14 protein-coding genes are annotated in these 13,647 nt (G+C 54.4%); 8 read left to right on the top strand and 6 right to left on the bottom strand.

Going from position 1 to position 13,647, the window contains the following annotated elements; translation table 11 throughout:
* Nucleotides 1-8 precede the first annotated feature (8 nt).
* Complete coding sequence (locus tag BUA85_RS02545; RefSeq protein WP_072899042.1) at nt 9-1,838, top strand: ABC-F family ATP-binding cassette domain-containing protein; 1,830 nt, start codon at nt 9-11, stop codon at nt 1,836-1,838.
* Between the two features lie 31 nt (nt 1,839-1,869).
* On the opposite strand, the gene BUA85_RS02550 is transcribed toward BUA85_RS02545, so the two are convergent.
* Complete coding sequence (locus BUA85_RS02550) at nt 1,870-2,874, bottom strand: extracellular solute-binding protein (protein ID WP_072900376.1); 1,005 nt, start codon at nt 2,872-2,874, stop codon at nt 1,870-1,872.
* A gap of 76 nt (nt 2,875-2,950) precedes the next feature.
* Complete coding sequence (gene mazG / locus BUA85_RS02555; RefSeq protein WP_072899043.1) at nt 2,951-3,772, bottom strand: nucleoside triphosphate pyrophosphohydrolase; 822 nt, start codon at nt 3,770-3,772, stop codon at nt 2,951-2,953.
* A gap of 61 nt (nt 3,773-3,833) precedes the next feature.
* Here mazG and BUA85_RS02560 point away from each other — a divergent pair, with 61 nt between their 5' ends.
* Nucleotides 3,834-5,000, top strand: coding sequence for a M20 aminoacylase family protein (locus tag BUA85_RS02560; RefSeq protein WP_072899044.1), 1,167 nt, complete (start codon nt 3,834-3,836; stop codon nt 4,998-5,000).
* Here BUA85_RS02560 and BUA85_RS02565 read toward each other — a convergent pair.
* A complete protein-coding gene (locus BUA85_RS02565) occupies nt 4,997-5,458 on the bottom strand; it encodes a YdeI/OmpD-associated family protein (RefSeq protein WP_165611574.1) in 462 nt (153 codons plus the stop codon). The genes BUA85_RS02560 and BUA85_RS02565 overlap by 4 nt on opposite strands.
* 139 nt (nt 5,459-5,597) lie before the next feature.
* On the opposite strand from BUA85_RS02565, the gene speB (BUA85_RS02570) reads away from it, so the two are divergent.
* From speB (BUA85_RS02570) to BUA85_RS02595, 6 genes are all read left to right on the top strand, one after another.
* The gene (speB, locus tag BUA85_RS02570) at nt 5,598-6,566 is read left to right on the top strand and encodes an agmatinase (protein WP_072899051.1); all 969 of its coding nucleotides are present in this window, start codon (nt 5,598-5,600) and stop codon (nt 6,564-6,566) included.
* Nucleotides 6,566-7,507: an agmatinase gene (gene speB / locus BUA85_RS02575; RefSeq protein WP_072899052.1), complete on the top strand. Its 942-nt coding sequence runs from the start codon at nt 6,566-6,568 to the stop codon at nt 7,505-7,507. The genes speB (BUA85_RS02570) and speB (BUA85_RS02575) overlap by 1 nt, the downstream gene beginning before the upstream one ends.
* Before the next feature lie 9 nt (nt 7,508-7,516).
* Nucleotides 7,517-7,978 (top strand): DUF1499 domain-containing protein, encoded by a 462-nt coding sequence (locus BUA85_RS02580; protein ID WP_072899053.1) that lies wholly within the window; start codon nt 7,517-7,519, stop codon nt 7,976-7,978.
* Between the two features lie 18 nt (nt 7,979-7,996).
* Complete coding sequence (prfA, locus tag BUA85_RS02585) at nt 7,997-9,052, top strand: peptide chain release factor 1 (protein WP_072899054.1); 1,056 nt, start codon at nt 7,997-7,999, stop codon at nt 9,050-9,052.
* Nucleotides 9,049-9,882: a peptide chain release factor N(5)-glutamine methyltransferase gene (gene prmC / locus BUA85_RS02590; RefSeq protein WP_072899056.1), complete on the top strand. Its 834-nt coding sequence runs from the start codon at nt 9,049-9,051 to the stop codon at nt 9,880-9,882. Before prfA ends, prmC begins: the two co-directional genes overlap by 4 nt.
* Before the next feature lie 219 nt (nt 9,883-10,101).
* A complete protein-coding gene (locus BUA85_RS02595) occupies nt 10,102-10,635 on the top strand; it encodes a DUF4167 domain-containing protein (protein WP_072899059.1) in 534 nt (177 codons plus the stop codon).
* On the opposite strand, the gene rsmA is transcribed toward BUA85_RS02595, so the two are convergent.
* The 3 genes from rsmA to BUA85_RS02610 are packed head-to-tail and all read right to left on the bottom strand — an operon-like array spanning nt 10,636 to nt 13,635.
* The gene (rsmA, locus tag BUA85_RS02600) at nt 10,636-11,475 is read right to left on the bottom strand and encodes a 16S rRNA (adenine(1518)-N(6)/adenine(1519)-N(6))-dimethyltransferase RsmA (RefSeq protein ID WP_072899061.1); all 840 of its coding nucleotides are present in this window, start codon (nt 11,473-11,475) and stop codon (nt 10,636-10,638) included.
* Nucleotides 11,475-12,449, bottom strand: coding sequence for a 4-hydroxythreonine-4-phosphate dehydrogenase PdxA (gene pdxA / locus BUA85_RS02605; protein WP_072899063.1), 975 nt, complete (start codon nt 12,447-12,449; stop codon nt 11,475-11,477). Before pdxA ends, rsmA begins: the two co-directional genes overlap by 1 nt.
* Entirely contained in the window at nt 12,442-13,635 is a 1,194-nt protein-coding gene (locus BUA85_RS02610) for a peptidylprolyl isomerase (RefSeq protein WP_341350614.1), read from the bottom strand. Before BUA85_RS02610 ends, pdxA begins: the two co-directional genes overlap by 8 nt.
* Between the last annotated feature and the right edge of the window lie 12 nt (nt 13,636-13,647).

The raw sequence follows: 13,647 nt of genomic DNA on the forward strand, positions 1-13,647 counted from the left end.
AGGCTCCCATGGCCCGTACACCGCTTCTTCAACTCTCTGATATTTCTCTGACCTTCGGCGGTGATCCCGTTTTTGACGACTTGTCGTTGGTGGTTCAGCCAGGTGATCGTGTCGCTTTGGTTGGGCGTAACGGGTCAGGAAAGTCGACCTTGATGAAAGTGATGGCGGGTTTGGTCGAGCCGGATCAGGGTTCCGTTGTGGCCGCGCCGGGTGTGCGTGTTGGTTACATGGAACAAGATCCGACAATGGCGGGTTTTGCGACTTTGGGGGATTATGCCGCGAGCGGGCTGGACGATGGAGACGCTTACCGCGTAGAAATGGTGGCGGAAGGGCTGAAATTTGATCCGGCGGGCGATGTGAACACGGCTTCGGGCGGTGAGCGGCGTCGCGCGGCCTTGGCCAAGTTGATGGCAGAAGCGCCTGAACTGATGCTCTTGGATGAGCCGACGAACCATCTTGATATCGAAGCGATTGCTTGGTTGGAGCAGGAGTTGAAGCAAACACGCGCAGGGTTCGTTTTGATTTCCCACGACCGCGCATTTTTACGTGAGCTTGCACGCGCAACCCTATGGATTGACAGGGGAATAGTGCGACGCTTGGAGCAAGGATTCGATAAATTTGAACCTTGGCGGGATAAGCTGTGGGAGGAAGAAGACCTTCAGCGACATAAACTCAATCGCAAGATCAAAGCCGAGGCGCGTTGGGCCGTCGAGGGGATTTCCGCGCGGCGCAAACGCAATATGGGGCGCGTGCGCGCCTTGCAGGATTTGCGTGCTGAGCGGGCTGCGCAGATCAAGCGGCAAGGCACGGCTGCGATGTCGTTTGAAAGCGGTCAGGCCTCAGGGAAAAAGGTGATTGAGGCCTTTGGATTGACGAAGTCTTTTGACGGAAAGCCCATTGTCAAAGGGTTTGATCTGATGGTGCAGCGTGGCGATCGGGTTGCGTTTGTCGGGCCAAATGGCGTTGGGAAAACCAGCGTTATCAAAATGTTGTTGGGTCAACTTGAACCTGATGAGGGAACGGTCAAACACGGCACTAATCTGCAGATCGCTGTGTTCGACCAAACCCGCGCACAGTTAAACCCGGATGAAAGCCTTTGGGACAATCTGGTCCATGATCCGGAGATGGGTGTCAGTGGAAAGGCCGATCAGGTGATGGTCTGCGGGACGCCAAAACACGTGGTCGGTTATCTCAAAGAGTTCCTTTTTGATGAAGCGCAGGCCCGCGCACCGGTTCGGTCTTTGTCCGGTGGGGAAAAGGCGCGGTTGCTGTTGGCGCGTTTGATGGCGCGGGAAAGCAATGTGTTGGTTCTGGATGAACCGACCAACGATTTGGACATGGAAACGCTGGATTTGTTGCAGGATATCTTGGGCGATTATGACGGCACGGTTCTGCTTGTCAGTCACGATCGCGATTTCCTTGACCGCGTCGCAACGACGACCGTTGCGATGGAAGGGAATGGGCGAGCTGTCACTTATGCGGGGGGCTGGTCTGATTATCGTTCGCAAAGGGGTGATGTGGCTGAGGCCGCGGTCAAAGCAAATGGGGCGGTTAAGCCTAAGCCAGCTCAAGCTAAGGAAAAGCCCAAAGCAAAGCAGGCGGGCCTTTCGTTCACAGAGAAACACCGGCTGGAAGAACTGCCTGACGTGATGGACAGGCTGGGCGCGGAGATTGCGAAGTTAGAAGAGTTGTTGGCGGATCCCGATCTTTTCTCTGCCAATCCTGTGAAATTCCAGAAAGCAACGGAAGCTCTGACGGATAGGCAAACAGCCTTGAGCAATGCCGAAGATGAATGGCTTGAACTCGAAGCAAAAGCGGAGGCCGCAGCCTCCGCTTGATTGGGTCAAGGCGCAAATGACCCGAAGTAGTTTAGCCGTCGAAATCAACTTCTTCCATGATGCGCAACGCAGTGGGGCGATGTCCCGCGATTGTGGTCAGGTTCACGTTATCAGGTTGAATGTCGCCCCAGCTTGCGACCAGTTCAGAAAGCGGTGTGCCTTCCAAGACAGGATATTCATAGTTCCCTTCCGCATAAAGCGACTGTGCGGCGGGGGAGACAAGATACTCCATCAACTGCAATGCTTCTTCTTTGTTCGGCGCAGATTGTGTCAGTGCAATGCCGGAGACATTCACATGTGTGCCGCCACCTTCGAACACGGGAAATTCGATCCGCACGTCGTCGGCCCAAGCTTGCTGGCCATCGGTCTCAAGCATTTTGCCCATATAGTAGGTGTTGCCCAAGCTGATGTCGCATTCCCCGGCCCAAATCGCCTTAACCTGTGCGCGGTCATTGCCTTCAGGGGATCGCGCAAGGTTTGCGCGAACACCCTCGGCCCAGTCGCGTGCTGCGTCTACGCCAACGTGGTCGATGACTGCGGACAATAGGGCCAAGTTGTAATTATGCAGGCCAGAACGTGTGCAAATGCGGCCCCTCCATTTGTCGGAGGCGAGGTCCTCGTAAGTGGTCACTTCGCCTTCCGCCACGCGGCTTTTAGATGCGTATACGATGCGGGCGCGCGTCGTCAGTGCGAACCATAGGTTTTCAGGGCTCCGCAATGTCTCAGGTACTGAGGACAACATAATTTCGCTATCAACTGGTTGTAGAACACCCTCATCCACAACCCTTTGCAGGTTGGCGATATCGACAGTCATAACCAAATCGGCAGGCGAGCGTGCGCCTTCGGCCTTCAAGCGTTCGACTAGACCGTTATCAACATATTGCAGGTTCACGCCAATGCCGGTTTCCTCGGTGAAGGCATTAACCACAGGTTCAATCAGGAACGGCTGACGCGTTGTGTAAATTGTAACGTCAGCAACAGCGGGGGCTGCAACGGCACAAAGCGTGGTTGCAAACAGTGTTGATCGTAGATTCATGAGGAACTCCTTAACATCTAAGATGGACATATCGTCACCAGACGACAGGTCAATACCCAATTGAATTTGTCGGAATTTAATATGAGGCCTTCTCGCGCGCCTTTGCCGTGTCCCAAAGGCTGTCCATTTCTTCCAAATTACTCTCAGCCGGTGTCTTACCCATGGCGGCAAGATCGTCTTCGATCTGTTCAAAACGCCTGATAAACTTGGCATTCGCAGAGCGCAGGGCTTCTTCGGGATCGACGTTCAGGTGTCGCCCGAGGTTTGCCAGAACAAACATCAGGTCACCAAATTCTTCGGTGACTTCGGCTTGGGACAGTGTGTCGCGTGCCTCCGACAGCTCAGCCGCTTCTTCGATAAGTTTGTCCACGACCATACCGATTTCAGGCCAGTCAAAACCGACACGCGCCGCGCGTTTTTGCAATTTCACCGCTCGTGTCAGAGCGGGCAGGCCGACTGCAACCCCATCAAGCGTGCGTGCTTGTTGCTTTCCCGCCCGTTCAGCCGCTTTGATCTTTTCCCAATCGGCCGTTTGCTGCTCTGCAGATTTATCGCGGCTTTCATCACCAAAAACATGGGGATGCCGATGCACCATTTTGTCGGCAATGTTCTTCACCACTGAGTCAAAGGTGAAGTGGCCCGCTTCGGACCCCATCTGCGTGTGGTAGACGGTTTGAAGCAGTAGATCGCCTAGCTCGCCCTCTAATTCCGCCCAATCAGACCGTTCGATAGCGTCGGCAACCTCATAAGCTTCTTCAATTGTGTAGGGTGCAATACTAGCGAAATCCTGTTCGATGTCCCATGGACAGCCGGTTTCCGGATCGCGGAGACGGCGCATGATCTCCAACAGTCGCGGCATTCCACCGTTTGGATCGTGAATGAGAGGGTCATTTGGCATTGCGTCATCCGATGTTCTGCGGTCAACTGAACTCTACCACCCCAAAGACGGAGTACCACCCATGCCGGTCATCAATCGCATCGCAGAGTTCTCGGAGGACATGAAAACATGGCGGCGGCATTTGCACACGATGCCTGAGTTGGAATTGGAGTGTTATGAAACAGCTTCTTATGTAGTTGAGCGCCTAAAGGAGTTTGGGATCACCGAAATCCACGAAGGTATCGCCAAAAGCGGTGTTGTTGCGATCATTGAGGGGCAGGGCGAGGGCCCAACGATTGGGCTTCGTGCGGATATGGACGCACTGCCGATGACCGAGATGACGGGTCTTGAGTATGCATCAAAGGTGGATGGCCGGATGCACGCCTGCGGTCATGACGGGCACACAACCATGTTGCTTGGTGCTGCGAAATACATGGCAGAGACGCGTAATTTCTCGGGCCGTGTGGCATTGATCTTTCAGCCTGCTGAGGAAGAAGGCGGCGGCGGTGAAGTGATGGTGCAAGAAGGCATGATGGAAAAGTTCGGGATCGATCAGGTCTATGCTTTGCACAACGCGCCAGGCACGCCGATTGGTCATTTTTATACGACTCCGGGGCCGATCATGGCTGCGGTTGATACATTTACGATGAATATTATGGGCAAAGGCGGGCATGGGGCCTATCCGCATGATTGCAATGATCCCATTCCCGTTGCGATTTCGATCGCGCAGGCGATCCAAACGATTGTCAGCCGCAATCACGATGGTCGGAAAGAGATCGTGATCTCTGTTACACAAATCCACAGCGGGACGGCGAGCAATATCATTCCAGAAAGCGCTATGATCAATGGAACGGTGCGAACGTTTGATCCTGAGGTTCAGAAGCTAGTAATGGACCGAATGCAAGCCATCGCCGATGGGCAAGCTGCGGCCTTTGGGGTGGAGGTCGAACTGGATTATGAGATCGGGTATCCCGCCACGATCAACGATCCTAACAAAGCGGCCTTCGCGGCCGAAGTGGCCAAGGAAGTGGCGGGCGAAGCGGGTGTGAGCATTGACGTCGGCCCAGAAATGGGTGCGGAAGATTTTTCCTATATGCTTAATGAACGCCCGGGTGCCTATCTATTTGTTGGGAACGGAGACTCAGCGGGTGTGCATCACCCTGAATATGATTTCGCTGATGAAACTGCGGCGTCCGGCGCCTCATTCTTTGCTCGGATTGTCGAGAGGGCGCAGCCGGTTGTGCGTTAGGTTTTCTTGAGCGTGACAATGAGCTTTTGAATGCGATCTTTGCGTGTTGCGTCTCGTTTGGCCGTGTTTATTTGATGCAGATAACCGCGCTTTCTGCATGCGGTTAAACGCTCCCATTGAGTGATCGCCTCGCTTTCGCGCAACGCGGCCAAAACGTCGTGCGGTTCCTCGACTATGTCGGGGTTGGCTACGCGCAGACGCACATCAATCATATCGCCGGGTTCAATACCGGTTTCTTTCAAAACGGATTTTCCGGTGTATACGAAGGTGTGATCAATGACAGGCGCTTTGGTGAGCGCTAAATTGAAGGGGGTGTCGTTTAACTCAATCTCGATCCGCTTGGCATTGCGGCTTCGTAGATCATTCGCAATGTCATCGGGTATTGGCAGAACGGTGAAGACACTTTCACCCCAGACCATTGGTGTAATCTGGCCTTCGAATGTAATCCAGTCATCCACGTGGCGATCCCGTATTGCGCACATTGTAAATTAGCGAGATGATCTCATTGGTCAATTTGGTTGGATTGGTTGCCAACTGTCCTTGACCCGCCTCGCCAGTTCACCTCTAGTTACGCAACACAACTTGGAAAGGCCTGTTATGTCTTTGGCAATGTCACGCTCGGCAATTGATCGCGCGTTCGCGGATGATGAAAAAAAAGGGCTGGCGTTTGAGGTCGCCTTCGGTGGGGCGACGTCGTTCTTGCGTCGGAACTACACTAAGGATTTGACAGGGTTCGATTTGGCCGTGACCGGTGTACCGTTTGATCAGGCGGTGACACATCGGCCGGGCACGCGGTTCGGTCCTCGTGCTATTCGCGAAGCATCAACACTGCAGACATTTGATCCGCCGATCTACTGGGATGGGTTTGATCCTATGTCGGAGTTCGCCATCGCGGATTATGGCGATTTGGCTTACGATTATGCTGATATTTCTGGTGTTCCTGATCTCTTGCAGGCGCATATCAAAGGCATTTTGGATCAGGGGTGTCAGGCGATCACGCTTGGTGGCGATCACTTTATCACCTTGCCGATTTTGCGCGCTTATGCCGAGAAATACGGCCCCATGTCCGTCATCCAGTTTGATGCTCACTCTGACCTTTGGCCGGATGACGACATGTCTCGGATCGACCATGGGACAATGATGTATAAGGCCGTGAAGCTTGGCATTGTTGATGTGACCCGCTCGGTTCAGATTGGGATTAGGACGGTTTGTGACGACTATCTTGGGATGCCGTATATCGACGCGCGTACCGTGCACGAGAAAGGCTGCGATTGGGTGGTAGATGAAGCGAAGCGTCTGGTAGGCGATGCGCCGACCTACATCACTTTCGATATTGACGCCCTTGATCCGGCCTACGCCCCGGGCACAGGAACACCCGTATGGGGTGGTCTGCATTCATGGCAGGCAGCGGCGATGTTGCGCGATCTTGCGGGGATCAACATGGTGGGTGGCGATTGCGTTGAGGTTTCGCCACCCTATGACACCACAGGTGCGACAGCGATTGCAGGGGCGCATGTGGCGATGGAGCTGTGCTGTCTGAACCTTTGGAACAAGAGGGCCTCTTAATGCCATCAATGCCGATCAGTGGGAACGATCTTGCGAGGTTTTCAGGCCCGCAGACGTTTATGAGGTTGCCAGAAGCCACGTCTGCACGGGATATTGACGTAGGCTTCATTGGGATCCCGATGGACATTGGCACGAGTTGGCGGTCGGGAACGCGCTTTGGGCCGAAACAACTTCGCCAAGAAAGCGCGATGATCCGCCCCTACAACATCCAAACTGGAGCGGCACCGTTTGATGCTTTGGAGTGTAGTGATCTGGGTGATGTTGCCATCAATACGTTTTCACTTTCCGACACCATCCGGATCATCGAGGACACCTATGACGCGTTCCTGAAGGATGATTTCATTCCGATGACGCTTGGCGGGGATCATTCCTTGACCCTTCCAGTGCTGCGATCGATTGCCAAGAAACACGGTCCCGTGGCTTTGGTGCATGTGGACGCTCATGCCGATGTAAATGACGAGATGTTCGGGGAACGGGAAACTCATGGAACAGTGTTCCGACGAGCATACGAAGAACGTTTGATCACTGCTGACAAGGTGTTCCAGATCGGGTTACGTGGAACGGGTTACACGGCCGACGACTTCAACGAAGCGGCTGATTGGGGCTTTAATCAATGGATCGCGCCTGACATCTGGCACAAATCGCTCACACCGCTGGCCGAAGAAATCAAATCTCGCATTGGCGATCAGAAAACCTACATCACCTATGACATCGATAGTTTGGACCCATCCTTTGCACCGGGGACAGGTACTCCAGAGATCGGTGGCCTGACCACACCGCAGGCGATGGAACTGATCAGAGGGTTGCGCGGATTGAATATCGTTGGCTGCGATTTGGTTGAGGTGTCGCCACCTTATGATCCGTCGGGCAATACCGCTCTGGTCGGTGCAAACTTGATGTTTGAAATGCTCTCCATCCTGCCCGGCGTCCCGGTACGATAAAGGTCAACAATGCTAAAATATATCATCGCTCTTGGCGTCTTTGCGATTGCCGCCTCGCTTGTCTACATCCGGCTTGGCCCCGTCGACACAGCTCAATTTCATAAGGCGCCATCGCCTCAGCCCGTGGGAGACTATGAGCGCATCGATGGCATCATGGTAGTGCGTGAAATCACGGACACTCCGATTAATGTGATGGGCGAACTCAATCGCATCGCGCTCGACACGCCGAGAACGCGCAGGATCGCAGGAGACCTTGGGACGGACCTCGTTACCTATGAAACGCGCTCTCTTCTGATCGGATTTCCAGACTACGCGACGGTTTCTTTTGTCGAACCGGATACCATCGGAAATGAGCGCCGTCTTATGCTGATCGACAGCCGGCTTCGGTTTGGCAATTCCGACCTTGGCGTCAACAAACGCAAAGTCATGGGGTGGCTTGAGGCGCTAGGCCCCTTGACCGTGACGCCCTAAAGGGTCAAAGCCAACGCCATGATAGCTCAGGAAAAAATTGCACAACTGATTGATCGGTTTCAGTTCATCGAAGCCAAGATGTCCGAAGGTCTGGATGGGGCCGAGATTGCGGCTTTGGCCAAGGAATACGCTGATCTAAAGCCAATTGTTGAAACAGTGTCGGCCTATAAGTCTTTGATAGACCAGATCGCCGAAGCTGAAGAGATGCTGTCCGATCCTGAGATGAAGGAATTGGCTGAGGCTGAATTGCCTGAATTGCGGGAGCAGTTGGAGGCGTCCGAGCATGGCGTGCAGCTTGCTTTGCTTCCCAAAGACGCAGCGGATGGAAGACCTGCGCTCTTAGAGATCAGACCGGGGACAGGCGGCGATGAAGCTGGCTTGTTCGCAGGTGATCTTTTGAGGATGTATCAGCGGTATGCTGAGCGGCATGGATGGTCGTTCGAGATTTTGGAACAAAGCCTCAGCGAGCTTGGCGGTGTGAAAGAAGTCACTGCACGAGTGGCAGGTGACGGCGTGTTCGCGCGAATGAAGTTCGAGAGTGGTGTGCATCGTGTTCAGCGTGTACCAGAGACGGAAAGTGGCGGGCGGGTTCACACATCTGCGGCGACTGTTGCTGTGCTGCCAGAAGCCGAAGACGTGGATATCGAGATTAACCCAGCCGATATTCGCATCGATACCATGCGTGCCAGCGGGTCAGGTGGTCAGCACGTGAACACGACCGATTCCGCTGTTCGTATCGTGCATGAACCGACCGGTATCATCGTGGTAAGTTCCGAAAAATCCCAGCACCGCAACCGCGAAATTGCCATGCAGGTTTTGAAGACGCGGCTTTATGATTTGGAACGTCAGAAGGCCCATGATGAACGATCTGCCGATCGAAAGGCGCAAGTGGGGTCTGGCGACCGGTCAGAGCGCATTCGAACTTATAACTTCCCACAAGGCCGGATGACGGACCACCGCATCAACCTGACGCTCTATTCTTTGGGGCAGGTGATGCAGGGCGATCTGGATGAGATTATCGATGCCTTGATTGCAGATGCGCAAGCAACAATGCTCGCGGAAATGGGCGAGTGACAGGCCGAGAGGCTTTAGCCACAGCAACGGAGCGCTTGCGTGCGGCAGGTGTGCCTGACGCGGTGAACGATGCGCGGCGGCTTTTGCAGAATGCAATGGATGCGCCGCAGTTCGTTCTCATTGATCTCGACAGAGAAATGGCGGGCGCGCAACTTTCTATGTTTCAAGATGCTCTGAACCGACGAGAAGCCCGCGTGCCGATGTCACACATCACAGGACAGCGTGAATTCTATGGCCGAACTTTCCGAGTATCGTCCGCAGTCTTGGACCCTCGGCCAGATACTGAGACGTTGATCGAAGTGGCGTTACGCCAACCTTTTGAGAGGGTCTTGGATTTAGGCACTGGTTCGGGCTGTATCCTTGCGACCTTGTTGGCGGAGCGGCCCAATGCAACAGGCGTGGGGACTGATTTATCCGCCTCCGCCTTGAAGGTCGCTGAACAGAACATATCTGAGTTGCAGCTAAACGAACGGGCTAAGCTAATCGAAAGCGATTGGTTAGCAAAGGTCGACGGGAGCTTCGACCTCATCGTCTCTAACCCGCCCTATATAGCCCTCGACGAAATGGAAGGCCTGCAGCCAGAAGTTCAAAACCATGAACCACGCATGGCCTTGACGGACGAAGGTGATGGGTTGTCGTGCTATCGGGCGATCATATCTGAAACGGGCTCTTACTTGTCCGCTGGTGGACGCGTTGTCGTTGAAATCGGTCCAACTCAAGGAGTAGCGGTTTCAGCATTGATGACCGAAGCAGACCTAGATCAAACTGAGGTCATCCAAGACCTGGATGGCCGAGATCGCGTTGTAGTGGGACATAAACCGCACAAATGAGCTGGATGGGCTCTAAAACCGCCGATAGATGGTAATAAACTCGATTTTTGCTTGCTCTAACCCCTCGCACATGCTTTTTAGAGTATGTCGAAACCAAGGGCTATCTTGCTCGTCCTTGTCGATAAATCGTCAAACAATGATCGCAAAATTACTTCACCAAAGGTGTCGCGGTCTACAAAACGAGAGTTATGCGCCAATTGGGCGCGACGAAAGTACCTTATGAGATCTTCGAAATCGCGGTCACGCAACAAGAACCGTAACAATCGCCCTTCCGGCGGAAACATCATCAACCGAGTGTTTGATAGCTCGGGTCCGGATGGGAAAGTACGTGGCACGCCACAGCAGATTATCGACAAATACAATCAGTTGCACCGTGACGCGCAATTGTCTGGCGATCGCGTGAACGCGGAAAACTTTGCGCAACACGCAGAGCATTATCTGCGGATGCTGGCCGAAGCTCAGCGCGAAGTGGAAGCGAAGCGACAAGAGCAAGAGGCGCAAAACCGTGAGCGTCAGGCGGAGCGGGATCGCGAGCGGGCTGAGCGTTTGAAAGCGCAGGAAGAGGCGGCGGCTGATCCGTCTACGTTGGACCAGCCTGATGTTGCTGACGCAGGCGCAGACAACGGATTGGTAGAGACGCCGGAAGCACAGCCAAAACCGCGCAAACCGCGCCAGCGTAAGCCAAAGCCTCAGCCTGAAGCGACTGAACAGCCGTCCTCCGACGATACAGCAGCGCCAGAAGCTGCAGAATAGTTAACCCTTGAAAGTACGGGCGAGGGCGCAAAAGCCCTCTAGCGGAACTTGTTCTGCGCGTTCCGTGGGCTTTATGCCTGCCGACAACAAGCGATCTTCAATGTCAGGAGCGAGCCCTTTAAGGGCCGAGCGCAGCATTTTGCGGCGCTGATTGAATCCCGCAGCAACAACCTTGTTGAGGATTTCCGCTTCAGCTTCAGACCTTGCCTGCGGCAAAGCCTTTATATGAACCACGGCTGAGCTGACTTTCGGGGCAGGCGTAAAGGCTTCGGGCGGAAGGTCCAAAACTATTTTCGGGTCGGACCGCCATTGGGATAGGATTGCGAGGCGACCATAGGCTTTGGAGCCGGGCTGTGCGACGATCCTTTGTGCCACCTCCCGTTGGAACATAAGCGTCAGGCTGTCCCAAAAGGGCGGCCAGTTCTTTGGTGTTAGCCATCGGACCAAAAGTTCGGTGCCGACGTTGTAAGGCAAGTTCGCTGCGACTTTGATCGGTGCGTTTAGGTATTGCGTTGGATTTATGTCCAACGCGTCAGCGTTGATGACTTGAAGGCGACCTGGATAAGCCGCTTCGATCTCTGCCAAGGCGGACATACAGCGATCATCTTTTTCGATGGCGAGCACTTTGCGCGCTCCTTCTGCAAGAAGGCCGCGGGTCAATCCCCCTGGTCCGGGGCCCACTTCCAGAATATCTGAACCTGACAGATCGCCCGCCATACGTGCGATTTTTGCTGTTAGGTTCAGATCGAGGAGAAAGTTCTGCCCCAAGGATTTTCTGGCGGCAATTCCATGGGTCGCGATGACGTCACGAAGAGGCGGAAGGTTGTCGATTGCGGCCACTAGCTGCGCGCCTCGGCCATCTGCGCCGCCATCCGGATCGCGGCAATCATCGAGGTTGGATCGGCTATGCCTTTTCCCGCGATGTCGAATGCTGTGCCATGGTCCGGCGAGGTGCGCACGAATGGCAGGCCAAGCGTGACATTCACGCCGCCAGAGAAATCAATGGTCTTGATCGGGATCAACGCCTGATCGTGGTACATGCAAATGGCCACGTCGTATGTCTTCCGCGCCGCTGCGTGGAACATGGTGTCTGCGGACAGTGGGCCAGAGATGTCTAAACCTTCATTTCGAAGAGCATCCAAAACGGGGGAGATCATTTCGATCTCTTCGCTGCCCATTTTGCCGTTTTCGCCAGCATGAGGATTCAAACCGGCAACTGCCATACGAGGGGCATCGATACCAAAGTCCCGTTTCAGCGCCGCGTTGGTGACAAGTATGGTATCGGTCAGAAGGCGCGCAGTGAGTTGCTCAGGAACATCAGCTAGAGGGATGTGGATGGTCGCGGGTACGACGCGCAATTCATCGCAGGCGAGCATCATCACAGCGTCGCCTCGGCCCGCGAGATGGGCGAGAAATTCAGTGTGGCCGGGGAACGCAAAATCTGCGCCTTCCTTTAGCGCTGCCTTATGGATCGGAGCGGTGCATAGGGCCGCACATTTGCCTCCGGTGACAAAGCCAACTGCGGTTTCGATTGAGGAGATAGTGCCTTTTGCGTGGGTTGGGTCTGGTGTGCCTGCGACGCGAGGTGTCTGAAAGTCCATAGCCCACACGGGCAAGGCTCTGGAACACACCTCGCGCGCTTCGGAAGGGTCGGGGACAACTTCAAACGCCGTGCCCTTCGGCAGGTGGTTTGGATCACCAAGCCAAAGCAACGGCACGTCGTCCTTCAGCGATTTCCACGCATCAACGGTAATTTCGATGCCAATTCCAGCGGGTTCGCCACAGCTGATGGCAACGGGTTTTGGATCAGCCATCGATCGTCGCAGCGGCGCGCAGGTCTTCTAGCAAGGCGTCAGCAAAACCTGCCAATTGTTGGCTCCGCAATTGGTTGCGAATAGCTTCGCGATCAATGGTTTCGTCTTCGCCATAGAGGCGGTTGCAAAGCATCAGCACAACAGTCGTCTGTCCGTTGGAGCGGGTAAGATTGGTTGAAACCTCATCTTGGTCTAAACGAGCAAGTTCAAGTGCGACGTCTGACGGAATTTCGTTCACTGGCAATGTATCACGCTCAAGCTGTTCCTCTGGAAGCCCTTTGGCCTCACCGAAGAGATCATCACAGGTATCTACCCGTTCGGCGACAGCGCGTGCTTCACCTGCCGAGCCGACGTAGAAGGCTGCGAAATCAATAGAGTTCGGAGTTTGACGCGATCTTTGGACCTCCCGCACTCCGCGCATCTGGAAAAGCGCCACGCCGTTGGGAATTGGGATCGGTGCTGTGACTTCGCCATTGTCGAGATCAAGAATGATATTCCGGATCTGAGTTGGGTAGTTGGCAATTGGCAGCCACCCCAAACGCCCACCGTTTTCACGACTTGGAAGCGCTGAAACGCGCTGTGCCTCTGCTGAGAACGCTGATGTGCTGGTCAGCCGAGATATCCGTTCTGCTTCGGAGAGAGCTTCTGCTTCGCGCTCGGGTGGGGCAGGTATGATGATTTCGGAGAGCAAAACCTCGATGCCGGTGCCGCTGTCTCCAACTTGACCGATGGCACGGTCAATGTCTGTTTCTGTGATTTGGACGCGTGAGCCGAACCGTGCGCGGACATAGTCACGCCAAATGACGCCGATGGTAACGAATTCTGAGAGTGTTTCAGGCGCGATGCCATTTTGCTGTAGAACATTTAGGAATTGTTCCAATTCAAGGTTCGCGCGGCCGGCAAATTGTTCCAGCTCGTTTTGCAGCGCTTCGTCAGAAATGCTCGCGCCGACCCGCTCAAGCTCAGTTTGTTTCAGCCGGTCTTCGACCAACTGCTCGCGTGCCAAAGTTGCCAAATCGCCTGGTGTTCTAAAAGCTTCTAATAGCTTAATGCGCTGATCAATTTCATATCCTGTGATGGCCTTATCATCGACTGTGATGACCGGAGAGAATAAGCCTTGTGCTGCGGCCAAGGTCGCAGCGCAGGAAAACAAAAGTGAAGTAACAACCAGTCTGAAACGCATCATCGGTCCTGCTCT

This window comes from Cognatiyoonia sediminum, from assembly GCF_900129845.1.
Taxonomy (GTDB): Bacteria; Pseudomonadota; Alphaproteobacteria; order Rhodobacterales; family Rhodobacteraceae; genus Cognatiyoonia; species Cognatiyoonia sediminum.

Bases quoted from the DNA above. Each gene is read 5' to 3' on its own strand.
- mazG (WP_072899043.1), bottom strand. From the start codon at position 3,772: ATGCCAAATGACCCTCTCATTCACGATCCAAACGGTGGAATGCCGCGA.
- prfA (WP_072899054.1), top strand. From the start codon at position 7,997: ATGATAGCTCAGGAAAAAATTGCACAACTGATTGATCGGTTTCAGTTC.
- pdxA (WP_072899063.1), bottom strand. From the start codon at position 12,449: ATGGCTGATCCAAAACCCGTTGCCATCAGCTGTGGCGAACCCGCTGGA.
- speB (WP_072899052.1), top strand. From the start codon at position 6,566: ATGCCATCAATGCCGATCAGTGGGAACGATCTTGCGAGGTTTTCAGGC.
- BUA85_RS02545 (WP_072899042.1), top strand. From the start codon at position 9: ATGGCCCGTACACCGCTTCTTCAACTCTCTGATATTTCTCTGACCTTC.
- BUA85_RS02560 (WP_072899044.1), top strand. From the start codon at position 3,834: ATGCCGGTCATCAATCGCATCGCAGAGTTCTCGGAGGACATGAAAACA.
- BUA85_RS02550 (WP_072900376.1), bottom strand. From the start codon at position 2,874: ATGAATCTACGATCAACACTGTTTGCAACCACGCTTTGTGCCGTTGCA.
- BUA85_RS02610 (WP_341350614.1), bottom strand. From the start codon at position 13,635: ATGATGCGTTTCAGACTGGTTGTTACTTCACTTTTGTTTTCCTGCGCT.
- BUA85_RS02595 (WP_072899059.1), top strand. From the start codon at position 10,102: ATGAGATCTTCGAAATCGCGGTCACGCAACAAGAACCGTAACAATCGC.
- speB (WP_072899051.1), top strand. From the start codon at position 5,598: ATGTCTTTGGCAATGTCACGCTCGGCAATTGATCGCGCGTTCGCGGAT.
- BUA85_RS02580 (WP_072899053.1), top strand. From the start codon at position 7,517: ATGCTAAAATATATCATCGCTCTTGGCGTCTTTGCGATTGCCGCCTCG.